20 protein-coding genes are annotated in these 23,557 nt (G+C 45.2%); 16 read left to right on the top strand and 4 right to left on the bottom strand.

What is annotated here, in order from left to right; genetic code table 11:
- The first annotated feature begins 1 nt into the window (after position 1).
- From NLG07_RS02630 to NLG07_RS02620, 3 genes are read left to right on the top strand one after another with little or no spacing between them, the layout of a single operon-like run.
- Positions 2-1,264 carry a glutamate-5-semialdehyde dehydrogenase gene (locus NLG07_RS02630; protein ID WP_254856164.1) on the top strand — a complete coding sequence of 421 codons (1,263 nt, stop codon included), beginning with the start codon at positions 2-4 and terminating at the stop codon, positions 1,262-1,264.
- A complete protein-coding gene (locus NLG07_RS02625) occupies positions 1,265-2,164 on the top strand; it encodes a DMT family transporter (RefSeq protein WP_254856163.1) in 900 nt (299 codons plus the stop codon).
- Entirely contained in the window at positions 2,161-3,378 is a 1,218-nt protein-coding gene (locus tag NLG07_RS02620; protein ID WP_254856162.1) for a multidrug effflux MFS transporter, read from the top strand. Before NLG07_RS02625 ends, NLG07_RS02620 begins: the two co-directional genes overlap by 4 nt.
- Positions 3,379-3,547: 169 nt before the next feature.
- On the opposite strand, the gene ilvC is transcribed toward NLG07_RS02620, so the two are convergent.
- Positions 3,548-5,023 (bottom strand): ketol-acid reductoisomerase, encoded by a 1,476-nt coding sequence (gene ilvC / locus NLG07_RS02615; RefSeq protein ID WP_254856161.1) that lies wholly within the window; start codon positions 5,021-5,023, stop codon positions 3,548-3,550.
- A gap of 180 nt (positions 5,024-5,203) precedes the next feature.
- On the opposite strand from ilvC, the gene ilvY reads away from it, so the two are divergent.
- Positions 5,204-6,067, top strand: a complete 864-nt coding sequence (gene ilvY, locus NLG07_RS02610) for an HTH-type transcriptional activator IlvY (RefSeq protein ID WP_254856160.1) — start codon at positions 5,204-5,206, stop codon at positions 6,065-6,067.
- Between the two features lie 5 nt (positions 6,068-6,072).
- Here the strand turns inward: ilvY and NLG07_RS02605 are convergent, their stop codons facing one another.
- Positions 6,073-7,596 carry a YifB family Mg chelatase-like AAA ATPase gene (locus tag NLG07_RS02605; protein ID WP_254856159.1) on the bottom strand — a complete coding sequence of 508 codons (1,524 nt, stop codon included), beginning with the start codon at positions 7,594-7,596 and terminating at the stop codon, positions 6,073-6,075.
- A 325-nt stretch (positions 7,597-7,921) separates the two neighbouring features.
- On the opposite strand from NLG07_RS02605, the gene NLG07_RS02600 reads away from it, so the two are divergent.
- The 4 genes from NLG07_RS02600 (at position 7,922) to NLG07_RS02585 (ending at position 13,219) form a co-directional block, all read left to right on the top strand.
- Complete coding sequence (locus NLG07_RS02600; RefSeq protein ID WP_254856158.1) at positions 7,922-8,854, top strand: branched-chain amino acid transaminase; 933 nt, start codon at positions 7,922-7,924, stop codon at positions 8,852-8,854.
- A 22-nt stretch (positions 8,855-8,876) separates the two neighbouring features.
- The gene (ilvD, locus tag NLG07_RS02595) at positions 8,877-10,724 is read left to right on the top strand and encodes a dihydroxy-acid dehydratase (protein ID WP_254856157.1); all 1,848 of its coding nucleotides are present in this window, start codon (positions 8,877-8,879) and stop codon (positions 10,722-10,724) included.
- Between the two features lies 1 nt (position 10,725).
- Entirely contained in the window at positions 10,726-12,252 is a 1,527-nt protein-coding gene (gene ilvA / locus NLG07_RS02590) for a threonine ammonia-lyase, biosynthetic (RefSeq protein WP_254856156.1), read from the top strand.
- 91 nt (positions 12,253-12,343) lie between these two features.
- A complete protein-coding gene (locus tag NLG07_RS02585; RefSeq protein WP_254856155.1) occupies positions 12,344-13,219 on the top strand; it encodes a MipA/OmpV family protein in 876 nt (291 codons plus the stop codon).
- Positions 13,220-13,222: 3 nt separating this feature from the next.
- On the opposite strand, the gene plsB is transcribed toward NLG07_RS02585, so the two are convergent.
- Positions 13,223-15,661: a glycerol-3-phosphate 1-O-acyltransferase PlsB gene (plsB, locus tag NLG07_RS02580; RefSeq protein ID WP_254856154.1), complete on the bottom strand. Its 2,439-nt coding sequence runs from the start codon at positions 15,659-15,661 to the stop codon at positions 13,223-13,225.
- Positions 15,662-15,799: 138 nt separating this feature from the next.
- Between plsB and lexA the strand changes: the two genes are divergently transcribed.
- The 5 genes from lexA to NLG07_RS02555 all read left to right on the top strand — a co-directional run bounded on the left by lexA (position 15,800) and on the right by NLG07_RS02555 (position 20,957).
- Entirely contained in the window at positions 15,800-16,423 is a 624-nt protein-coding gene (gene lexA, locus NLG07_RS02575) for a transcriptional repressor LexA (RefSeq protein ID WP_254856153.1), read from the top strand.
- A 284-nt stretch (positions 16,424-16,707) separates the two neighbouring features.
- Positions 16,708-17,823, top strand: a complete 1,116-nt coding sequence (gene coxB, locus NLG07_RS02570) for a cytochrome c oxidase subunit II (protein ID WP_254856789.1) — start codon at positions 16,708-16,710, stop codon at positions 17,821-17,823.
- A 12-nt stretch (positions 17,824-17,835) separates the two neighbouring features.
- On the top strand, positions 17,836-19,437 hold the full coding sequence (gene ctaD, locus NLG07_RS02565; protein WP_254856152.1) for a cytochrome c oxidase subunit I: 1,602 nt from the start codon (positions 17,836-17,838) through the stop codon (positions 19,435-19,437).
- A gap of 26 nt (positions 19,438-19,463) precedes the next feature.
- Positions 19,464-20,060, top strand: a complete 597-nt coding sequence (locus NLG07_RS02560; protein ID WP_254856151.1) for a cytochrome c oxidase assembly protein — start codon at positions 19,464-19,466, stop codon at positions 20,058-20,060.
- Positions 20,061-20,072: 12 nt separating this feature from the next.
- On the top strand, positions 20,073-20,957 hold the full coding sequence (locus NLG07_RS02555; protein ID WP_254856150.1) for a cytochrome c oxidase subunit 3: 885 nt from the start codon (positions 20,073-20,075) through the stop codon (positions 20,955-20,957).
- A gap of 57 nt (positions 20,958-21,014) precedes the next feature.
- Here NLG07_RS02555 and NLG07_RS02550 read toward each other — a convergent pair whose 3' ends face one another.
- On the bottom strand, positions 21,015-21,224 hold the full coding sequence (locus NLG07_RS02550; RefSeq protein ID WP_254856149.1) for a DUF2909 domain-containing protein: 210 nt from the start codon (positions 21,222-21,224) through the stop codon (positions 21,015-21,017).
- A 21-nt stretch (positions 21,225-21,245) separates the two neighbouring features.
- On the opposite strand from NLG07_RS02550, the gene NLG07_RS02545 reads away from it, so the two are divergent.
- The 3 genes from NLG07_RS02545 to NLG07_RS02535 are packed head-to-tail and all read left to right on the top strand — an operon-like array spanning position 21,246 to position 23,555.
- Complete coding sequence (locus NLG07_RS02545; protein ID WP_254856148.1) at positions 21,246-21,950, top strand: SURF1 family protein; 705 nt, start codon at positions 21,246-21,248, stop codon at positions 21,948-21,950.
- 15 nt (positions 21,951-21,965) lie between these two features.
- Positions 21,966-22,568, top strand: a complete 603-nt coding sequence (locus NLG07_RS02540; protein WP_254856147.1) for a hypothetical protein — start codon at positions 21,966-21,968, stop codon at positions 22,566-22,568.
- Positions 22,569-22,577: 9 nt separating this feature from the next.
- A complete protein-coding gene (locus tag NLG07_RS02535; protein WP_254856146.1) occupies positions 22,578-23,555 on the top strand; it encodes a heme A synthase in 978 nt (325 codons plus the stop codon).
- Positions 23,556-23,557: the final 2 nt, after the last annotated feature.

Raw genomic sequence — 23,557 nt, 5'->3', positions numbered from 1 at the left:
GATGTCATTTTCGATTGAACAGTCTGCAAAAAAGGCAAAATACGCGGCGAGACAAGTTGCCCAACTGAGTTCAGAACAAAAAACGAACGTCCTATTAACGGTTGCAGAGACGTTACTGAATAATACCAAAGCAATTATCACTGCCAATCGCGAAGACTTGGCGCAGGCATTGGCTAGTGGTATGGACAAGGCAATGCAGGATCGTCTGATGCTCGATGAGCAGCGTATCAAGGCGATAGCACAAGCGGTAGTGGATATTGCCCACCAACCTGAAGTGGTTGGTCAAATGAGCGACCCGCAAACCATGCCAAGTGGAATCCGCGTACAAAAAATGAAAATTCCCTTGGGTGTCATCGGCATGATTTACGAATCGCGCCCAAATGTCACTATCGACGCGGCGGCACTGTGTTTTAAAGCTGGAAATGCCGTCATCTTGCGTGGCGGCAAAGAAGCGTTACATTCCAATATGGCCTTGGCAAGGTGTTTACACGATGCGTTCGAGTTACACCAAATAGATACTGCAGCCGTCACTGTGATCCCCGATCCAGATCGCGAAATTCTCAATACAATGCTGACCTTATCGGACGATATCGACTTAATTATTCCACGGGGCGGTGAAGGCCTTATTCGTTTCGTTTCTCAACACAGCCAAATTCCAGTGATTCAGCATTTTAAAGGCGTTTGTCATATGTATATTGATCAGTTTGCCGATGCCGACAAAGCCCTTCGCTTACTCGAAAATGGTAAAACACAAAGAACCAGCGTCTGTAATGCCTTAGAAACCGTATTGATTCACTCGGCGCAAGCTGAATCCTTGTTACCGAAAGTGGCTCATATGTTCGCTAAACACGCTGTAAAAGTGCACGCGTGCGCAAAAAGCTTGCCTCATTTTGCCAACGTGGAACTGGATGTCGTTCCGGCATCCGATGCTGACTGGGAAGCGGAATACCTCGCTATGGAAATAGCCGTGCGTGTAGTAGATGATTTTGCGCAAGGCATTGAGCATATCCAAAGATACAATTCAGGTCATACAGAAGTCATTGTCAGCGAAAATAGTGAGCGTCAGCAGGCGTTTTTACAACAAATACATTCTGCAGTGGTCATGGTCAATGCGTCTTCGCGTTTTTCTGACGGCGGTGAGTTAGGCTTAGGAGCAGAAATCGGAATTTCTACCTCCAAACTTCATGCGTATGGACCGATGGGGGCTGCGTCCCTGACGACGGAAAAATTTGTCGTGACAGGCGATGGGCATATACGGGGTTAAATGTCGTCCTTTTTCTACTTTATTGTTTGTGCCCTGATTTGGGGCTCAACTTGGCATGCGATTAATTTCCAAATTGACTATGGCAATCCATCTTATGCAGTTGCCTTTCGCTTTTTATTTGCTTCATTCGTGTTAGCTCTATTTATTTGGTGGCGTCGGCTACCCATGCGCTTTCGCATTACACAGCATCTGACGATGTGTCTTGCCGGATTATTTTTATACACCCTGGATTACTCATTTTTGTATGTTGCACAACAACATATTATGGGTGCCTTTTTGGCGGTGTTAAGCACGTCCGTCATTTATTTTAATGTGATTTTACGACGCGTATTTCTGCGCAAACCGATTCGCCGCGAAGTGGTCATAGGTGCAACGTTGGGATTCGTTGGGATCTGCTCGATTTTTTATCCGGAATTACGTCAGTTAAATTCGAGTGAAAGTTTGAAGTTAGGGCTGATATGGGCGTTGTGTTCATTTTCTTCGGCGAGTATTGGCAATATCATTTCAGAGCATTTACTCGATGATGTCTCGGTGGTGGCGTTTAACTGTTACTCCATGTGTTATGGGAGTGTGGTGATTTTGCTTGGCTTGCAATTATTGGGCATACCTTGGCAGTGGCCAGAAGAGGTCGAATTTTATGCGGCGCTGGCCTATCTCTCTATCTTCGGCTCTGTTATTGCTTTTGGCTGTTATATGCTGTTAGTGCAACGCCTTGGTTCTGATAAAGCTGCCTATGTTGTCTTAGTGTATCCTGTGATAGCTCTCTTCATCGCAACTGTGATGGAAGGATATCAGTGGTCCTTGCTGGCCATAGTTGGCGTTGCTTGTATTGGCTTGGGTAATTATTTAGCCTTGAGGCAACAAAATACGCAGGAGATATCTGTTGAGGCGAACGTATGAGCCAGCCGCATAATGATAAAACCGCACACGCACAAGCCACCCTTAGCCTACCTGAATTTGTCACCTTAATGGCCTTGTTGACCTCATTGGTGGCGCTGAGCATTGATACCATGTTGCCAGCCTTGAGCATGATTGGCGATGATCTAAACAGTCCGAGTATGCAGCATACCCATATGATCATCACGTTATTCTTCTTTGGTATGGCTTTTGGTCAGCTCGTGTTTGGGCCAATCTGTGACAGTTTTGGAAGGCGCTTTGGGGTATATTTAGGATCTTTGATTTTTTGTCTTGGCACCTTGATTTGTATGGCGGCAACGACCATGGAAGTGATGTTGCTTGGCAGGTTGATTCAAGCCTTTGGCGTCAGTGGTCCAAGAATCGCGACGATGGCAATGATCCGCGATATTTACGTTGGCGATCGCATGGCGCGGGTGATGAGTTTTATTATGGTGGTGTTCATTATGGTGCCAATGATGGCACCCATTATTGGACAGGCTATTTTGCGCTATTTTACCTGGCATTATATTTTTGCGTTTTTCTTTGTTATGGTGATTCTATCCGTGCTGTGGTTGGCTCTACGTCAACCGGAAACCCTAGCCAAAGCAGATCGTCGCAAATTCACTTGGTCTGAGTTCTTCATCGCGAGTCGATTTATCCTCACACATCGTGAGGTCTGGCCTTATATGCTGGGAATTGGCTTAGTTTTTGGTGGGTTTTTAGGGTATTTAGGTGCGACCCAGACGATTTTTGTTGGCTTTTATGATGTAGGTGATTGGTTTGCCTATATTTTTGCAGCATTGGCATTCTCAATCGGGTGTGCATCTTTGTTGAATGCCCATTTGGTTGAACGTTTGGGTATGGTGCGTTTATGCCAGTTAGCTTTGAGGGGACACTTATTACTGAGTGTGATGTTTGTCATTGCACAAATACTTTATCAAGGTCTAGCACCTTTGCCCGTCACTATTGGTTTGCTATTTGTAAACTTTTTCTTTGTCGGGATCTTATTTGGAAATATCAATTCTTTGGCGATGGAGCCTTTGGGCGAAGTGGCTGGCCTTGGCGCAGCGTTGTTGGGTGCGGTAAGTAGTGTAGTAGCCGTGTTAATTGCTTTGGTAGTGGATGCGTTCCTGGTGGATACATTGATCCCTATTGGGATTGGCTTTGTGAGTTGTTGTATTTTGACAATGAGCTTGTTCAAATATGCGCGAAATTAATTTGGCTTAAGGATCTAGCACTTAGCACAAGTAATCATGTGGCATACGACAAAGAAAATGCAGTTGGGAATATGAGATTTACCAGGTGATACACATAAAAAACCCGGCCAAATTGGCCGGGCAAAGAGGGCTTTATAAAAAAGCACCTAACGACAGAACTGTTACCTTCTTAGATGATCGCTTTCATGTCACTCATGTAACCACGAAGCTCTTCACCGATGAATTCAACACCCGTTTCACGGATGGCGCGATTCACTTCCACTAAACGCATGTTATCCACTGCGTTTGATGTATCACTTAGACCTGCACCAAGTAGTTCAGCGCTCAAGGTCGGCATGACTTTCTCTGCCAATAATGGGATGGCAGCGTTAGCAAATAAATAGTTACCGTATTCAGCCGTATCTGAGATAACAACGTTCATCTCATACAAGCGCTTACGGGCGATGGTGTTAGAGATAAGTGGCGTTTCATGGAGCGACTCATAGTAAGCTGATTCAGGTAAAATGCCTGCTTCAACCATTACGTCAAAGGCCAATTCAACACCTGCTTTGATGCAAGCAACAATGAAAATACCCTTGTCGAAAAATTCTTGATCATCGATCTTCCCGGTGAACTCTGGTGCATTTTCAAATGCAGTTTCACCTGTTTCAGCACGCCACTTAAGTAAGTTAGCATCGCCGTTGGCCCAATCTTCCATCATGGTTTTTGAGAATTCACCACTGATGATATCGTCTTGGTGTTTTTCAAATAATGGACGTAGAATGACTTTCAATTCCTCAGATAGATCATATGCTTTGATCTTGGCTGGGTTAGACAAACGATCCATCATGTTGGTCACACCACCGATCTTCAATGCTTCAGTGATGGCTTCCAAGCCGTATTGCAATAATGCACCGGCATAAGCTGGGTCTACACCATCTGCAACCATTTTTTCGTAGCCTAATACGGCAACGGCTTGTTGCATACCACAAAGAATGGTTTGTTCGCCCATCAGATCAGATTTGACTTCTGCGACAAATGAAGACTCTAGGACACCTGCGCGGTCACCACCAGTTGCCGAGGCGAGTGCTTTAGCAATGGCCCAGCCTTTGTTTTCTGGGTCGTTTTCTGGGTGAACAGCGATAAGAGTAGGTACACCAAAACCGCGCTTATATTCTTCGCGTACTTCGGTACCAGGACACTTTGGTGCACACATGACAACTGTGATATCAGAGCGGATTTGCTGGCCTTCTTCGACGATATTAAAACCGTGCGAGTAGCCTAAAGTTGCGCCCTGTTGCATTAATGGCATGACCGCTTCGACCACTGCAGAATGCTGCTTGTCTGGGGTAAGGTTATAAACTAGGTCCGCAGTTGGAATAAGTTCTTGGTACGTACCGACGGTAAAACCATTCTCAGTTGCACGAACAAAAGAGTCACGTTTTTCGTCGATAGCGGCTTGGCGTAAAGCATAAGAGACGTCTAGACCGGAGTCACGCATGTTCAAACCTTGGTTCAAACCTTGTGCACCACAACCGACGATGACAATCTTTTTACCTTTCAAGAAATCACAACCATCAGCGAATTCACTGCGGTCCATAAAACGACAACGACCAAGTTGGTCAAGCTGTACGCGTAAAGGTAAGGTATTAAAATAATTAGCCATGCTTATACTTTCCAATTCCAAAAATTAACCCGCATCGCGGATATTTACCATTTCAATATCAATCAGTGACGATTTGAATGTATCTTAGCCGATGTTTTTTGTTGGATAAAATGATATATTTGCAACCTAGTGTTGCGTAAATCGCAACAATTAGTATTTTCACTTTATCCAAGAGGGTTTATGGACATTCGCAGCTTGCAACTTTTCCATCATTTGGCGCAGTCATTGCACTTTGGCAAGACCGCACAAGCCATGTTTATTACCCCATCGACGTTAAGTCGTGCCATCACTCGGCTAGAACAAGAAACCCAAGTGACCTTGTTTGAGCGCAACAACCGTTCAGTCAGTTTAACCCATGCGGGGGAGATCTTTTTAGTCTTTGCCAGTAATACTTTGGCCGAATGGGATCGCGTAAATAGCCAATTACAATCGAACCAAACCCAGTTGAGAGGCGAGTTAAGCCTGTATTGTTCGGTGACGGCATCGCAATCGCATTTACCAGGTTTACTTGATAAATACCGCTCTTTGCATCCTAGTGTGGAATTAAAATTGCTGACTGGAGACCCTGCTGAAGCTGTGCAAAGAGTACAACAAAAAACCACTGATGCGGCAGTGTGTATTCATTACCCAGAGTGGCCAGAAGACGTCATGTTTCAACATCTGGACGACGTGCCTTTGGTGTTGATCGCGCCAAAATCTTCTAAGATTCAGCGTATAAAAGATGTCGATTGGACCCAGCAGCCTGTCATTATGCCTGAATCAGGTCCATCTCGTCGAATCGTACATCACTGGTTCGCCGAGCATAATATTCGTCCACGCATCTATGCAACCGTTGGAGGCAATGAGGCCATTGTCAGTATGGTCAACTTGGGCGTTGGCTTGGGTTTTGTGCCCAAAATTATTCTCGATTATGTGCGTCACTCTAATCGCTTATATCAAATCACTGTACCGGACATTGAAGCTTACCGTTTGGGTTTATGCTGTCTGGCAAGTCGTGCCTTTGAACCCAAAATCAGCGCGCTGATGGAGCTAACTAGCGGTTAACTATTCTATTGGGTAATTAATTGTTGGCATAACCGGTCGAAACTCCGGTACTGTAATGCTTCAGCAATGTGTTTGGGCTTTATGTCAACCGCATGGTCGAGATCGGCGATGCTGCGGGCAAGCAAAATCAGCCTGCTGATCATGCGTGCGGATAGCTGATATTGTTGATGGGCCTGTTCTAACAGCCTTTGCGTATCAGCACAAAGTTGAATGCACTTGATCTGAGCGGGTGTCAATTGACTGTTGAGGCATCCTTGACGCTGTATTTGTTTTAGCTGTTGAGTTTTCACAAGTTGTGCCAACTCTTTAATACCCGGTTCATTAGCTTTGTTCGGTGCTAGGTTCGGTCGAGTTTTAGGGACTTCACATTGCATATCAATGCGTTCTAGCAAAGGGTCAGATAAACGATTCAAGTATCGTATTGTCGCATCCACACTACTCCTGTTATTTTCTACAGATCCAGTTGGACTTGGGTTAAGCGTAGCGATGAGTTGAAAATCACAAGGCAGACTGAGCGCGTAATGAGCCCGATGTAATCTGATCTCACCTTCTTGTAGCGGTTCGCGAAGTTGGTCTAACAGGGGTTTGGCAAACTCAGTTAACTCATCTAACAGCAGCACACCATTATGCGCAAGGCTTATGGATCCGGGTTGGGCTCGATTGCCACCACCAAGTAGTCCTATTTTGGTCACACTATGATGAGGGCGCTGCAGCGGAGGCCTGTTTGAATTAGGCATTGGGCGATTGGCTAACGAGTGCAAAGTTAACGTTTCAAAAAAAGCATTTTTAGGCAGATCGGGCAGCAAATTAACGAGTTCACAAGCTAGCATGGTTTTGCCCGCACCCGGAGGGCCATATAACAATATATTATGGCCACCGGTTGCCGCGATTAACAGTGCACGTTTTGCGCCATACTGACCCAGAATCAAATCCCATTGTGAATCGATAAACTGACCGGTATGCTGCTTAGGCTGAACCGGTGCTACGCTATTCAACCTAGCATTTGCTTTAGATGAAGTAGATGCGTTCAAATGACCGACTACCTCCTTTAATGTCTTCGCAGGAAAGCACAATTCCGGATAAAAAGGCGCAACCTCATTGGCCTGATGAAACGAAAAAATCACTTTTTTTCCTGTATTAATCGCTTGTTTGATGCCTGGCAAAATACCGCTGACCGCCCGCAATTCACCTGATAAGGCAAGTTCTCCTAAAAACACATAATCGTGTAATTGCTCTGCAATGATTTCGCCTGCGGCAATGAGTATGCCAAGCGCAATTGGCAAATCAAATCGAGCGCCAAACTTAGGTAAGTCTGCAGGGGAAAGGTTTACGGTGACTCTTTTGGCTGGGAAAGTATAACCAGAGTGGATGATGGCGCTGCGCACCCGTTCTTTTACGTGCAGATGTGAACCACTGGCTAATCCCACTATCTGAAATTGTGGTAATCCTTTGGTGATGTGAATCTCTGCAGTGACATCATGCGCGGTAAAACCAATGACGGTGCTGGTGTGCAAAGTCGCCATGCTCATTTTAATTCTCCATACAAACGGTATACAGAGATTGTAATGCTCAAGCATGTTTGTGATGGCCAGTTTTACAAAATCCGGACTTTGGGTCAGCGAATAGAGGTGTTAGACCAAAAAACATTTGCTTTTTGCTCAAGCTTGAGGCTAACTATACATAGAGCACTTCGCTCTTTCAGTGACGAAAATCTAACTTTTTACCATTTCTGCTAAAGAGATCAATTCTCTTGCTTAGTGCTATCGAATCGCGATTTTCCAGTGTATTATGGGCGCGTATTGAACAATTTTTGGGCGTGAGCAAGGTTGCTTAGCCCTCTACAGGAAACAGAAAATGGCTAAAACCCCAGCAGAAAAAATTTGGTTTAACGGTGAAATCATGCCATGGCGAGATGCGACTGTGCATGTCATGACGCACGCAATTCACTACGGTTCATCGGTATTTGAAGGTATCCGCGCTTACAATACGCCGGATCAAGGTACGTGTGTATTTCGCTTAAATGATCACAATCGTCGTTTATTCGATTCTGCCAAAATATATCGCATGACCATCCCTTACACGCTCGACCAAGTCAATCAAGCGACGATGGATATCATCCGCGCCAACGAGCTCAAATCGGCCTACATTCGTCCAATCGCTTTTTACGGTGATTTAGGTATGGGAATACAGGTGCCATTTGGTCAAGAAACTGAGCTAAGCATCGCCGCCTTTGAATGGGGTGCGTATTTAGGTGAGGAAGCGTTAACGTCTGGTGTTGATGCAGGTATTTCATCGTGGAGCCGGTTGGCTGCCAATACCCTTCCTACCGGTGCAAAGGCCGGTGGTAACTACCTATCATCGCAATTGATTTCAATGGAAGCGCGACGTCATGGGTATGGCGAAGGCATTGCACTAGATGTCAATGGCTACGTCTCCGAAGGTGCTGGTGAAAACATCTTTGTGATTCGTGATAAAGTAGTAATGACGACGCCAAAAACAGCGGCGATTTTACCAGGTATTACTCGCGATACCTGTATGACGCTTCTCAAAGAATTAGGCTATGAAATTCGCGAAGAAAATATTCCGCGTGAATCCATGTATCTTGCTGATGAAATCTTTATGTGTGGCACCGCAGCTGAAGTCACGCCAGTCCGCAGTGTGGATGGCATTGCCGTTGGCAACGGCGGTCGCGGTCCCATCACGAAAGAAGTGCAAGATATGTTTTTCGGCTTGTTTAACGGTACCACCGAAGACAAGTGGAATTGGTTAACACCCGTATATAAATAAGTTTTAAAAAAGAGTAATAGCAATGCCTAAACTACGTTCAGCAACAACGACTCAAGGTCGCAATATGGCCGGTGCCCGTGCATTATGGCGCGCCACAGGAATGAAGGATGGGGATTTTGGCAAGCCCATCATAGCGGTTGCGAATTCCTTTACTCAATTTGTACCTGGGCATGTGCACTTAAAAGATCTGGGACAATTGGTCGCCCGTAGCATTGAAGAAGCTGGCGGTGTGGCTAAAGAGTTCAACACCATTGCAGTGGATGATGGTATTGCCATGGGCCATGCTGGTATGTTGTACTCGTTACCATCAAGAGAAGTCATTGCCGACGCGGTGGAATATATGTGTAATGCGCATTGTGCCGATGCCTTGGTCTGTATTTCTAACTGCGATAAAATCACACCGGGAATGCTCATGGCAGCCATGCGCTTAAATATCCCTGTGATCTTCGTATCAGGTGGTCCAATGGAAGCTGGGAAAACTAAGCTTTCTGATCAAATCATAAAGCTGGACTTAGTCGATGCTATGGTGGCCGCGGCAGATGATAAAGTATCCGATACCGATTCAGAAGAAATCGAACGCTCAGCGTGCCCGACTTGTGGTTCGTGCTCAGGCATGTTCACGGCAAACTCAATGAACTGTTTGACCGAAGCGTTAGGTTTATCCTTGCCAGGCAATGGTTCGATGCTTGCCACTCACGCCGATCGCGAACAGCTCTTTATCCAAGCCGGTAAAGAAATTGTTAAGTTATGCCAGCGTTGGTATGGTGACGACGATGAAACGGCACTGCCACGCAATATTGCCAACTTTAATGCGTTTGAAAATGCCATGAGCTTAGACATTGCCATGGGCGGTTCAACCAATACGATCTTGCATTTGTTGGCCGCTGCGATTGAGGGTGAAGTACCGTTTACGATGGATGATATCGACCGTTTGTCGCGCAGAGTCCCGCATCTATCAAAAGTCGCGCCAGCCACACCTAAGTACCACATGGAAGACGTACACCGTGCCGGTGGCGTAATGGCGATTTTGAACGAATTACACAAAGCCGGTTTATTGCACGGCGATGCGCACCACGTACTGGGCAAGCCGATGGCTGAAGTAATCGCCTCTATGGATATCACTGTGGATAATCCAGATGCGGACAAATTTTACCGAGCCGGCCCAGCTGGAATCCGCACCACTAAGGCATTTAGTCAAGATTGCCGCTGGGATGAAGCTGATACCGACCGTGAAAATGGCTGTATTCGCTCAGTGGAACACGCTTATTCACAAGAAGGTGGTTTGGCAGTGTTGTTTGGTAATCTTGCTGAGCGCGGCTGTATTGTTAAAACCGCTGGTGTGGATGAGTCGATTTGGAAATTTACCGGACCTGCGCGTGTCTATGAAGATCAAGACGATGCCGTTGCAGGTATTCTCAATGATGAGGTCAAATCAGGTGATGTCGTAGTCATTCGCTATGAAGGCCCCAAAGGAGGTCCAGGTATGCAAGAAATGCTCTATCCCACCTCGTATCTCAAATCCAAAGGTCTTGGCAAAGAGTGTGCCTTGATCACAGATGGTCGTTTCTCCGGTGGTACCTCTGGCCTTTCTATTGGTCATTGTTCTCCAGAAGCCGCCTCTGGTGGTGGCTTGGCATTGGTCGAAAACGGCGATACGATCGAAATCGATATCCCGAACCGCACTTTAAATGTTGCGTTATCCGATGCCGAGTTAGAGGCGCGTCGCGTGGCAATGGAGGCACGTGAACGTCCTTATAAGCCAGTTAATCGTGATCGAAAAGTATCACTTGCATTGCGTACTTTCGCGATGTTGGCAACCAGTGCTGACCAAGGCGCGGTCCGCGATCCAAGTAAGGTAGAAGATATCTAACATGACAGTAAGCGCAAACGAGTATTTAAAAAAGATTTTATTAGCCCCTGTCTATGAGGCGGCGGTGCAATCTGATTGTATGCAGATGACACGTTTATCAGAAACCCTTCAACAGCAGGTATTTCTGAAGCGTGAAGATCAGCAACCGGTAAAATCTTTTAAACTTCGCGGCGCTTACAATCGCATCGCTCAACTTTCACAAGCGCAGCTGGATGCTGGGGTGATCGCAGCTTCTGCTGGTAATCACGCACAAGGTGTGGCGTATGCCGCCAAGCGCAAGCAAATTAAAGCCACCATTGTGATGCCGGAGACTACCCCAGACATTAAGGTCGAGGCGGTGCGCAACTTTGGTGGAGAGTATGTCACTATTGTCCAGCACGGAACCAGTTTTGATGCCGCATCCCATAGAGCCAAAACGTTAGCTTCTGAGCTGGGAATGACGTTGATCCCTCCGTTTGATGACCCAGATGTCATCGCCGGACAAGGCACTGTCGCGCGTGAGTTACTCGAACAATGCCCTGATTTAGAGGTGGTGTACATTGCGGTCGGTGGTGGTGGCTTAGCTGCTGGCATGGCCGTTTATCTCAAAGAACTCAATCCAACTATCAAAGTCATCGGTGTAGAGGTCGATGAATCAGCGTGCCTTAAAGCGGCACTTGATGCCGGTCAACCAGTAACTTTACCCAGTGTGGGTATTTTTGCTGATGGTGTGGCGGTCAAAACCATCGGTACCGAGACCTTTCGTTTGTGCCAGGCGTATTTGGACGATGTGGTCACAGTGACCAATGACGAAATCTGCACCGCCATTAAAGATATTTTTGATGATACTCGCGTCATTGCCGAGCCTGCGGGTGCGATGTCGGTTGCGGCAATCCGTAAATACGCAAGTGACAATCAAGGTAAAAATGTCGCAGGTATTTTGTGTGGTGCGAATATCAATTTTCACACGTTGCGTTATGTCTCAGAACGCTGTGAGTTAGGGGAAGGCAAAGAAGCTGTCTTAGCCGTTGAACTCAAAGAAGAAACCGGGGCATTTAAGGCGTTTTGTGAAACCTTGGGCTCTATACTGATTACTGAGTTTAACTACCGATTTGCCAGTGCGGACAAGGCACATGTCTTTGTTGGGATTAAGCTCAAAGGTGGCATGGCAGAGTATCAGGCCATCACGACCAAATTGACTGGGCACGGCTATCAATGGATGGACTTGTCTAACAACGAATTAGCCAAATTACATGTGCGTCACATGGTCGGCGGCAAGCCCCCAATCGCTATCAATGAGCGAGTGTTCGGCTTTGAGTTTCCCGAGTATCCCGGTGCATTATTACAATTCCTCAATACGCTTGGCGCGCGTTGGGACATTACCATGTTCCATTATCGCAACCACGGGGCGGCCGATGGCTTGGTCTTGGTTGGCTTTAATCTGCCAGATGATGCTTCACAAGAATTTGAATCGCATTTAGCCGAACTTGGGTTTGCGTATCAAGAGCATACTGCTGATCCGGCGTATCGTTACTTTTTGGCCAGATAGCTCTGCATGCTGAAACATTCGCGTAATGCTTCATAAGAATGTCACTCAACGTTGTTAAGGTGAGTTATTAGTTCCACTTGTGACTCACAACATGAAAGTTTTCGTTTATTTACTCTGTTTGTTGTTCTCAGCTTTTACTTTGAGTGATGAAAAAAATGTCGCCCGAGATCTGACCGGATTTGAAAATCCTGACGAAGCGCTACCCTTATGGGAATGGGGGTTGGCTGGTGGCGCGGGTGTTTCTCCTGATTATCCGGCTTCCGCTGAGACTGATCTCGTTGTTCTGATGATACCTTATGTCATATATCGTGGAGATACATTTCGCTTTGGTGACGGTCAAGCACAAGCTGTCGTGAAAGAGACGAATCGCTGGCAATTTGATGTGTCTTTAGGTCTTGCCTTTCCATCGGATAGCGATGATCAATCCATCAGAGAGGGTATGCCTGATTTAGATTTGTTTTTTGAAGTCGGTCCACAAGCAACTTATCTAGTTGTAGATAAGCAATACAAGGGCGGAGGCGTAGGACGTCTGAAAGCTATTTTGCAAGCACGTGCAGTTTCTAGCACTGATTTTTCTAAGCTAAAACATCACGGCTATGTTTTTGAGCCCGAATTGGTCTGGCAGCAGCGTGGACGCTGGTTCTCTCACTCCGCTTTGACCGTACGACTTGGGGCAACATTTGCAACACAGGGGGTGCATAGTGTTTTTTATGATGTCGAACCTCAGTTCGTCACTGAACAAAGACCGCTTTACGAGTCAGATTCTGGTTATTTAGGGTCAAAGTTTACCGTGGGGTTATCCTTGGAATTAACGGATAACCTTAGAGGATTTGTCGGTGGCATCATTAATTTTAATCAGGGTGCGGCGAATCGCGATAGTCCATTATTTGAAAAGGATATCAGTTACAGCTTCGGCGCTGGCTTCGCATGGCGCTTGTATAAAAGCGACCGCAAAGCCAGTTATTAAGTGTTAATCCAGCTTCTCCAAATGCTGCACCACTTCTGGCCACACCAACTTATCCACTAATTCTTGCAGGTTTTCTGAGGCTTCATTCAGCATCAAGGAGCCTTGCTCGTTCGAAGTTACCAATTCATTTTCACGTAATCCGTTGATCAACGTAGCAAAGACATTTTTGTCCGAAAACTCCGGTGAACTTACCCCAAACAGCTCCGATAACCGCTCGGCGATTTTACGGGCATCTTTTTCCAGGGCGCTGCGTGAGATCTGCTTGTGAATACTTAATACATGCAAGACGATGGCATAGCGCTGAAAAGTATCTTGCATCACGCGAGAGAGTAACCATGCTGAATGGAAAGCAGGGCTTGAAGCACTAGGTGCGGTCAGTTGTTTGCCTTCCAGTAATAACCCTTGTGCAATAAATTGTTCAATAAAACGCTCGGTCATGGCCAATGCATTTGCTAAGCTAAGGTAGATAAATAACTCTTTTTGCAATAATGGATAGACAATTTTGACAGTGTTTATGATGGCTGACTTGCTGGTGGCGGCGCCACTAAATACCAACGCCATAATAAGACTGGGTAACGCAAAAAGGTGAATAATATTATTGCGATAATAAGTCAACGCAGCTACCTTATCAGGCAATGGAGCGATCATTTTGCCAAAATCGTCTTTGTCTACTGCAAAACGTTTGAGGGACAATGTGCTTTGTAACAATGTGTCCGCGTCAACATCTGGGATCGTTGCAGTGGTCGAAAACGGCACAGCTCGAAACAAATCAAGATAATCAGCAATGGCTTGACGCAACTCGTTTTCACTCATTTTATAGGTTTTAGAAGCAAGCAAGCACAATGACGTTAATGCCATGCCATTAATTGCCGCTGACTTATTAATTTCTAACATGACATCATCAGCAAGGCGATTGACGGCGGGTGATAACCAGCTTGGTTTTTTGTCTGTTTCGTCGTTCGGTAAAGACCATTCTGGAGCGTGTTCATCGAGGAATTGGTTCAACAAAATGGGCTCACCAAAATTCAAATAGCCGTGACCATAGTTCCGGAGCTTTTTGATGGCGGACAGTACTTGAAGCGGAGATTCTTTCTTTTTGGCCTTGCCGCGAAGCTCCTTCATATAACTGCCCACTTCCATGACGTTTTCATAGCCAATGTAAACCGGCACAATACTCACAGGGCGCTGAATACCTTTTTGCATGGCTTGCAACGTCATGGCCAGCATACCGGTTTTGGGAGGAAGCAAACGTCCCGTGCGTGAGCGACCGCCTTCCGGATAATATTTGACGGAGTAACCTTTGTTAAAGAGCAGTTCTAGGTATTCTCTGAACACGGCTGTGTACAGTTTGTTGCCCGCAAAACTACGACGTAAAAAGAAAGCGCCCGCTTTGCGGAAAATCGGTCCTGCAGGCCAAAAATTAAGATTGATACCTGCCGCAATATGGGGTGTGACCAAGCCTTCGTGATAGATGACATAGGTGAGCAGCAGATAATCCATGTGCGAACGGTGACAGGGTACATACACTATTTCATGGCCATTGCGGGCGAGCTCACGCACAGTGGCCGCGTTGTTGACACTGATCCCATTGTAGATCTTGTTCCATATTGGAGTGAGAATCCGGTCTGCAAAACGCACTAATCCTTCGCGATAATCTCCGGCGATTTCATCTAAATAATCATGGGCAAGTTGTTTGGCTTTCATTGGCGTGATGTTTTTGCTTCGCACTTCTTCGCGCATCGCAAGTTTTACTGCTTTTGCACCCACAACAGCACTGTGTAAGGTTTGTCGCTCGAGTAACGTGGGGCCAGTTAGTCCTTGTCGTTTGCGCTGGAAGTGGGTGGCGGCTACTCGTAATAACTTTTTGGCGATGTGCTCATCTGAACCATGTTGGTCGGACATGAATTTGGAAGAGACGGCTCTAGAGTAGGAAACGAAGTTATCGCGTCCCAAAAACATCACGATAAATAGTTTGCGTACCCAGCTGGGTGAGGCAACATCGACGACGAGATCGCTAAAATTTGGCTTGCTTTTTTCTGGCGCACGCCCCCAAGTAACATAGGCTGGGACAAATTGAACATCCATGTCAGGATGCTGGCGATGGATATTAAATAGCTCAGTAAATTGACGTTCTATATCCGTTTTACGCGGTTTTTTGCCAAACACTGGCATCGTGGTATGAAGGAACAATGCTCTAGGGTACTTAATGTCAGTCCCCGGTAATATTTGACTTGCTAATGGGCTTGGCAAGCCAACTTTGCGTGCAGAAAAGGCAAGTGCAAGTAAATCGGCTATGGACCGAGTGTGTAATAAATAGATAACCGGTTTTTCGGAGTCGATATGCAGCTCATCTTGGACTTGAGCAGGAATGGTATGAGCTTTAACCAGAACTCGCATTGGCCAATACAGTAAAAAAGCAAAGAGTTTACGCCACCAGCGCATAAATCGGTTCCTATATCTAAATTTGGGAGAATTATACGCAAGGTCAACCTGCATATCTAGCAATGAGTTTCTTAGAAGGTTGCATTTTGAAATATACTGGATATACTACCAGTAACTGTATTAATGAACAGGTGACTGATGAGACCGATTACGCCACGCCAGCAAGAGATTTTGGATCTGATAAAGCAATCCATCCTTGAAACCGGAATGCCTCCCACTCGTGCTGAGATTGCACGGCAACTGGGGTTTAAGTCACCTAATGCAGCTGAAGAGCACGTCAAGGCGCTCGCCAAGAAAGGATTTATTGAGATTTTGTCAGGTACCTCACGAGGGATCAAGCTGAATGTGCCATTGGAGGACGAACCCGAAGAGAGCGGTTTGCCGTTGATAGGACGTGTTGCAGCAGGCGAACCTTTATTGGCGCAAGAACATGTCGAGTCCCACTATCAAGTCGATCCTGATCTTTTCCGACCCAATGCGGATTTCTTATTACGGGTCAGCGGAATGAGTATGAAAGACATTGGCATATTAGATGGCGATCTTTTGGCGGTACACAAGACTCAGGATGTACACAATGGGCAAGTTGTTGTGGCAAGGGTTGAAGATGATGTGACAGTTAAACGACTTGAGAAATCCGGGCAATATGTGTATTTACACGCTGAAAACGAAGACTTTAAGCCGATTGTCGTCGATTTAGCCGAACAAGCGTTCAATATTGAGGGCATTGCAGTAGGAGTCATTCGCTCAGCCGACTGGATGTAATATTTTAAATACCTTTATAGATCAATATCAAACCGCAAAATATAACGTTTTGCGGTTTTTTTTTAATTTTTGAGCGAAGGTGTACAAAAAAGGATCATTTTTCAAATTTAATTCAAATAAACATATTGCTCAACATGTAAACATCATTTAACATAGACTTAACAAAAGAAAGGTTTCAAGTTTACAAGTCCATTCTTATTATTTACAAACTTAAATTTTATCTTAAAAATCGGCGGAGGTGTTGAGTGAAAAAACTCACTAAATTTTTCCTCGCATGTTGTTCTGTGTTAGCAAGTGTGCCTATTTTGGCGGACACAGCAGAGAGTGCGGGGCGAAGCGATTTGAATTTACGACAAGGCGTTACAGATATTAGCCAGCAAGTTTATGACTTGCACATGTTGATGTTTTGGATCTGCGTCGGCATTGCCGTAATTGTGTTTGGTGTGATGTTTGTTTCCATTATTCGTCACCGCAAATCAAGAGGCGTTAAACCGGCTAACTTCCATGAGAGTGTCAAAGTAGAAATCGCTTGGACAGTCGCGCCGTTTGTTATTTTGGTTTTGATGGCGATACCTGCAGCACAAACTTTGATTGCAATGGAAGATACTTCTGAATCGGACTTGACCATATTAGTAACAGGTTCGCAGTGGAAGTGGGAATATAAGTACATGGACAGTGGTATCAACTACTTCTCAAACCTTGCCACTCAGCGTGAGCAAATCAATAACAAGTTTGCTAAAGGTGAAAACTACCTGTTAGAAGTGGATCGTCCTCTCGTCATTCCCACTGGGCAAAAAGTCCGTTTCTTAATCACTTCGGATGATGTGATTCATTCATGGTGGGTACCGGACTTTGCTGTTAAAAAAGACGCTAACCCAGGATTTATTAATGAAGCTTGGACTATGGTTAATGAACCAGGTGTATATCGCGGACAGTGTGCAGAGCTTTGCGGAAAAGACCACGGCTTTATGCCAATTGTTGTTATTGCCAAGTCTCCTGATGATTACGCCATGTGGCGCGATGAGAAGCTCGAAGCTATCGCTCAAGCACAAGCAGAAGAAGAACGTTTGTTGGCCATGAATATGTCTTTAGATGAATTAATGGAAAACGGACAAAAGGTCTACATGGCGAAATGCGCCGCATGTCACATGCCAAACGGTGAAGGTCTTCCAGGTGTATTTCCTGCTATAAAAGGCAGTAACATCGCATTGAACGACCAGCCAAAACACATCGATATCTTATTAAATGGTGTCACGGGTACAGCCATGCAATCATTTTCTAAACAGTTAACTTTATCTGAAATTGCAGCAGTGATTACTTACCAGCGTAACGCATGGGGTAACAACACTGGGGATGTGGTTCAAGCCAAAGACATCCACGCAGTAGCAAATGGTAATTAGGAGTAGCACACAATGAGCACAGCAACTGATACTCTTGAGCACGATGCGCACCATGATGACCATCATCATGGTCCTGCTAAAGGCATAAAGCGCTGGTTGTTCACCACGAACCACAAAGATATTGGTACTTTGTATTTATGGTTCTCTTTTATAATGTTTTTAACTGGTGGTGCGATGGCGATGGTCATTCGTGCCGAGTTATTCCAACCTGGTTTACAAATCGTTGATCCGAACTTCTTCAACCAGATGACGACGGTTCACGGCTTGATCATGGTGTTTGGTGCAGTCATGCCGGCGTTTACAGGTTTGGCAAACTGGTTGATCCCAATGATGATTGGTGCACCAGATATGGCCTTGCCACGCATGAATAATTGGAGCTTCTGGATCTTACCATTTGCTTTTGCGATTTTGATCAGTTCACTGTTTTTACCAGGTGGTGGCCCAGCGTTCGGTTGGACTTTTTATGCACCGCTATCTACCACTTATAGTACTGATTCGACTGCCTTGTTTGTGTTCTCGGTGCACATTATGGGTATTTCATCCATCATGGGTGCCATCAACGTTGTGGTAACAATCTGGAATATGCGTGCACCAGGTATGACCTGGATGAAGATGCCAATGTTTGTATGGACGTGGCTGATTACGGCGTTTTTGTTAATTGCGGTCATGCCAGTGTTGGCCGGTGTAGTGACTATGGTACTCACCGATAAATACTTTGGCACAAGCTTTTTTGATGCCGCCGGTGGTGGTGACCCCGTCATGTTCCAGCACATCTTCTGGTTCTTCGGGCACCCCGAAGTGTACATTATGATTTTACCGGCGTTCGGTATCATCTCACACATTATCCCAACGTTTGCGCGCAAGCCATTATTCGGTTATGCCTCAATGGTGTATGCGACCGCATCTATTGCGTTGCTGTCGTTCATTGTATGGGCGCACCACATGTTTACCACAGGTATGCCGGTGGCAGCTGAAATGTTCTTTATGTTTGCCACTATGTTGATTTCGGTACCAACCGGCGTCAAAGTCTTTAATTGGGTGGCAACCATGTGGCGTGGCTCAATGACATTTGAAGTGCCGATGTTGTTTGCTATTGCATTCGTCGTCTTATTTACCATTGGTGGTTTATCTGGCTTGATGCTTGCGATCACTCCGGTTGATTTCCAGTATCACGACACGTACTTTGTCGTTGCACACTTCCACTATGTATTAGTATCAGGTGCCGTCTTCTCAATTATGGCTGCAGCATATTACTGGTTACCAAAGTGGACTGGCGTAATGTTTGATACCACATTGGCAAAATGGCACTTCTGGTGTTCATTGATTTCAGTCAACTTACTGTTCTTCCCTATGCACTTTGTTGGACTGGCGGGTATGCCACGTCGTATTCCTGATTACGCGTTGCAGTTTGCAGACTTTAACCAATGGATCAGTGTAGGCGGTTTCGCATTTGGTTTATCACAGTTGATATTCTTAGCTCTGTTAATCAAAGCGTGTCGCCACAAGGGTGAACCAGTATCAGACAAAGTCTGGGATGGTGCTGAGGGTCTAGAGTGGGAAATCCCATCACCAGCCCCTTATCACACCTTCGATACACCACCTGTAGTTAAGTAATTGATACAGGTTTAGGAGTAGGATTTATGAATCAAGAACACACCCCATCAAATACACCACAAGAACAAGAAAACTCGCGTTTGGTGGTGAAATTAGTGGGCATTGTTCTTGGTATGTTCGGTTTCGGTTTTGCTTTGGTACCTTTGTATGATGTATTTTGCGATCTAACAGGTATCAATGGCAAAACCAACGAAACTGCAGCTGTGTATTCTGCGCCTGTTATCGATACAGAACGCGAAGTAACTATTGAGTTCATAACCAAAACCATGCGCGGTATGCCTTGGGCATTTGAAGCCAATACCCAACGCATCAAGGTTCATCCTGGTGAGCTGCATACCGTCGAGTTTTATGTCAGAAATCCCGCGTCGCGCGATATTATTGGGCAAGCAATACCGTCTGTATCACCAGGTACAGCTGCCTTGTATCTCAATAAAACTGAATGTTTTTGTTTCAACAATCAACCCCTTCTATCCGGGGAAGAGGCATTAATGCCAATGCAGTTTTATATCGATCCTCAATTACCGAAAGATATCGAACAGTTTACCGTGCAATATACTTTGTATGACGTCACTGAGGCGGCAAAAGGCGTAGCTAAAGCACAAGCAGCTATGGGTTCAAAGTAAAGGAGAAAAAGAATGGCACAACAGCAAGAATACGAAAAATATTACGTCCCAGAATCCAGTATATGGCCTATTGTCGGAGCAGTTGCACTGTTTCTTATTGCCGTAGGCGCAGCGAACTTCACGGTTGAAATGACCAAGGGCAAAGAAGGTTACGGTGGTTATATTCTAACTGTCGGTATTATTACCTTAATTGTCATGGTGACCGGTTGGTTCAAGAATCAAATTGATGAAAGTATGGCTGGGCTGTATTCCGCTCAGCTAGGGCGCTCCTACAGACAGGGAATGGCGTGGTTTATTTTTTCTGAAGTGATGTTTTTTGCGGCATTCTTTGGGGCGCTCTTTTATGCTCGAATGATTGCGATCCCCTGGCTCGGTGGCGCATCAAACAACGCCATGACCAATGAAGTATTGTGGCCGAGTTTTGAAGCAATGTGGCCGTTGGTGCAAACGCCTGGCGGTACTGAGACATCGCCAATGGGGTGGTTCGGTTTACCTCTTGTCAATACATTGATTTTGCTAGTCTCATCCGTCACCTTGCACTATGCACATGTTGGTTTAGAACAAAATAAACGCAAACAGCTTACTTGGATGCTGGGTGTGACGATTTTGCTCGGTGTCATCTTCTTGGGTTTACAGGTTGAAGAATATATCTACGCATACACTGAATTAGGTTTAACCTTGGATTCGGGAATTTATGGCAATACTTTCTTCCTATTAACCGGATTTCACGGGATGCACGTTACTTTGGGGACTATCATCCTGATTGTGTTGTTCTTCCGTGTACTAAAAGGGCACTTTACTCCGGACGAACATTTTGCGTTTCAGGCGGGCAGCTGGTACTGGCACTTTGTGGATGTCGTATGGGTGATGCTGTTTATCTTTGTATATATATTATAACGTTCAAAAGAAAGCAAAAAGCAGCGCAATGGCGCTGCTTTTTAATCTAAAGTCTACTTAGTATGGTCTAGGATTCGGCTCAATCAGGCCGGTGGCAACAGCGAGAATAATGATCAAAAAAATGCCTACCGAAGTTAACACACGACGACCAATGTACTTAGACATATTTTCATCTGTTTTGCCTGGTTTAAGCATGATACGCATCGCTTTAAACAGGTTAAAAATCATAAAGAACAATAAGCCAGTAACTAATATTTTTAATAACATGATTATCCAAGGCTATATTTTGTGAGTGATGGTAAGAGTTTAACATTTTTTTCACATTTAGTTGTACTAATTGTTTTCCTTGCGTTATGTTCATTAGGAGTATGGCAATCACAACGATACAGCGCCAAAATGGAGCGTGAAGCGCAAATTGAAGCAAAGCAACAACAGGTTCGGTTTTCATTAAAAGAGATCATCGATTATCAGGAAGATATTCGAGATTTGCCTACCTTTGCTTCTGGCCAAGTGCAAAGTGATCGTATTTTTTTATTGGATAATCGTCAGTTTGAAGGTCAGGTTGGCTACGAAGTGATCGTGCCTATGCAAACCCAATATGGGGCTGTTCTCGTCAATTTCGGCTGGATTAAAGCCCCTGAATTACGCAATGAACTGCCCATTATAGTACTACCCGAACAGATAAACGATATAGAAGCAATGGTCACAATACCTGGTATGAATCGTTTTGTCTCAGAGACTGCGACTGACGATGGCGTGTTCCCAAAAGTCATACAGGAAGTCGATTTTGGCCGTTTGAGTAAGTTCAGTAGTATAGAGCTTTTGCCTTTTATGCTGACCTTAATTGAAACCGACGTTGCTTTTAAACGCCGTTGGCAGCCAGTCGTGATGCCAGCGATAAAACACCTTGGCTATGCCGCACAATGGTACGGATTAGCCATTGCTTTAGTAGTCATTTATTGGCGTTTAGGAGCCAAGCGCAAACGCAAATAATAATTAGGAGTTCGAATGTCAGCCCCAGTCAAAAGCAATAATAAAAAATCTCTCATACTCGTTGCCATTGTCTTCATTTTACCGGTGATTCTGGCAAAAATTGCCTTAGATACGGACTTTTTTAACCGAGGTGTGACCAACAAAGGGGAATTACTGAACCCAGTCCTAGATCTTACTCCGGTACTGGCGGAAACTGAGCCCAAATGGCGGATGGTGTACGTCTTACCCGACGAGTGTGATCTCAGATGTGAAAACACTCTGTTTGCGATGCAACAAGTTCACCTCTCCCTTGGCAAGCACGTAGAACGCGTCGTACCCGTTGTGATTAGTACCGAATCAAGCCATAAGTCATTGCTCAATAGCACTTTTTGGCAGAATGTTTACACTCGATTCGGCGCACATGAAGGCCCTCATACCATCCAAATGTTAAATGTCGAACAAAAAATTGTTAATGACATGTTTAAAAATGTGGAGTTAAACGGTATATTTGTGGTTGATACATTAAATAACGGCATGCTGAAACACCCAACATTTGAAGACGAATCGGAGGCAGTTGAAGGCAGCCGCGCATTATTAAGCGATATCAAAAAACTGCTTAAGCTCTCAAGAATAGGATAAATAAAAAGTATGAGAAAGTGGGCACTTGCAAGTATTTTACTTGCTTTAATTGTGATTGTATTAGGTGCATACACCCGTTTAACCGATGCGGGATTAGGCTGCCCTGATTGGCCAGGGTGTTATGGTCACGTAGGTGTGCCCATGACTCAAGAAACCATCGATACGGCCAATGCTGCATTTCCTGAACGTCCTGTCGAAGTTGAAAAAGCCTGGAATGAAATGATCCACCGTTATGCAGCCTCCACTCTTGGGTTGTTTATTGTCATCATCACCGGTCTGGCATTGTTCAAACGTCAACATAATCAGCCTTTAAAGTTGCCTATTTTTTTATTGCTGATGGTGTGCTTTCAAGGGGCCCTAGGGATGTGGACCGTGACACTTAATCTACTGCCAGCGGTAGTGATGATGCATCTTCTGGGTGGTTTCACAGTGATATCATGCTTGTTTTTGCTGTACTTGCGTTTAACCCCATTTAGTATTCCCTCAAGTAACCAACACATGCGAAAAACCGCTCCTTGGGCACTGTTGGGCATGGTTTTATTGGTCATACAGATTGCGTTAGGTGGCTGGACCTCAGCGAACTACGCATCGCTAGCGTGCACCGAGTTACCGATTTGTGAAGGTAATTGGACCGAGCGACTCAATTTTGCAGGGGCGTTTAGTATCCCAGAAGCAGACAATTACGAATTTGGCGTGCATCCATATGAAGACCGAATGACCATGCATGTCATGCATAGATTTGGCGCCATTATTGTGACCGCATATATTGTGTGGTTAGCATTGCGCCTATGGTCACAAGCACATTCTCATTTGATTCGCCGTTTGGCGGTCACCATGGGAGTGGTGTTAACCGTCCAAGTCGCTTTGGGCATTTCCAATGTCGTGTATTCATTACCTTTAACCGTTGCCACGTTACATAATGCGGTTGCGGCCTGTTTATTACTGGTAATGGTCATGATTACATATATTTTATATCGCAGAGTCTAGGA

This window comes from Alteromonas sp. LMIT006 (assembly GCF_024300645.1).
Classification (GTDB): Bacteria; Pseudomonadota; Gammaproteobacteria; order Enterobacterales; family Alteromonadaceae; genus Opacimonas; species Opacimonas immobilis.
This window is presented reverse-complemented; position numbering and strand designations above follow the sequence as displayed.

What these genes read in the sequence shown, in the direction of transcription:
- NLG07_RS02630 (WP_254856164.1), top strand. Translation starts at nt 2, where the DNA reads ATGTCATTTTCGATTGAACAGTCTGCAAAAAAGGCAAAATACGCGGCG.
- NLG07_RS02625 (WP_254856163.1), top strand. Translation starts at nt 1,265, where the DNA reads ATGTCGTCCTTTTTCTACTTTATTGTTTGTGCCCTGATTTGGGGCTCA.
- NLG07_RS02620 (WP_254856162.1), top strand. Translation starts at nt 2,161, where the DNA reads ATGAGCCAGCCGCATAATGATAAAACCGCACACGCACAAGCCACCCTT.
- ilvC (WP_254856161.1), bottom strand. Translation starts at nt 5,023, where the DNA reads ATGGCTAATTATTTTAATACCTTACCTTTACGCGTACAGCTTGACCAA.
- ilvY (WP_254856160.1), top strand. Translation starts at nt 5,204, where the DNA reads ATGGACATTCGCAGCTTGCAACTTTTCCATCATTTGGCGCAGTCATTG.
- NLG07_RS02605 (WP_254856159.1), bottom strand. Translation starts at nt 7,596, where the DNA reads ATGAGCATGGCGACTTTGCACACCAGCACCGTCATTGGTTTTACCGCG.
- NLG07_RS02600 (WP_254856158.1), top strand. Translation starts at nt 7,922, where the DNA reads ATGGCTAAAACCCCAGCAGAAAAAATTTGGTTTAACGGTGAAATCATG.
- ilvD (WP_254856157.1), top strand. Translation starts at nt 8,877, where the DNA reads ATGCCTAAACTACGTTCAGCAACAACGACTCAAGGTCGCAATATGGCC.
- ilvA (WP_254856156.1), top strand. Translation starts at nt 10,726, where the DNA reads ATGACAGTAAGCGCAAACGAGTATTTAAAAAAGATTTTATTAGCCCCT.
- NLG07_RS02585 (WP_254856155.1), top strand. Translation starts at nt 12,344, where the DNA reads ATGAAAGTTTTCGTTTATTTACTCTGTTTGTTGTTCTCAGCTTTTACT.
- plsB (WP_254856154.1), bottom strand. Translation starts at nt 15,661, where the DNA reads ATGCGCTGGTGGCGTAAACTCTTTGCTTTTTTACTGTATTGGCCAATG.
- lexA (WP_254856153.1), top strand. Translation starts at nt 15,800, where the DNA reads ATGAGACCGATTACGCCACGCCAGCAAGAGATTTTGGATCTGATAAAG.
- ctaD (WP_254856152.1), top strand. Translation starts at nt 17,836, where the DNA reads ATGAGCACAGCAACTGATACTCTTGAGCACGATGCGCACCATGATGAC.
- NLG07_RS02560 (WP_254856151.1), top strand. Translation starts at nt 19,464, where the DNA reads ATGAATCAAGAACACACCCCATCAAATACACCACAAGAACAAGAAAAC.
- NLG07_RS02555 (WP_254856150.1), top strand. Translation starts at nt 20,073, where the DNA reads ATGGCACAACAGCAAGAATACGAAAAATATTACGTCCCAGAATCCAGT.
- NLG07_RS02550 (WP_254856149.1), bottom strand. Translation starts at nt 21,224, where the DNA reads ATGTTATTAAAAATATTAGTTACTGGCTTATTGTTCTTTATGATTTTT.
- NLG07_RS02540 (WP_254856147.1), top strand. Translation starts at nt 21,966, where the DNA reads ATGTCAGCCCCAGTCAAAAGCAATAATAAAAAATCTCTCATACTCGTT.
- NLG07_RS02535 (WP_254856146.1), top strand. Translation starts at nt 22,578, where the DNA reads ATGAGAAAGTGGGCACTTGCAAGTATTTTACTTGCTTTAATTGTGATT.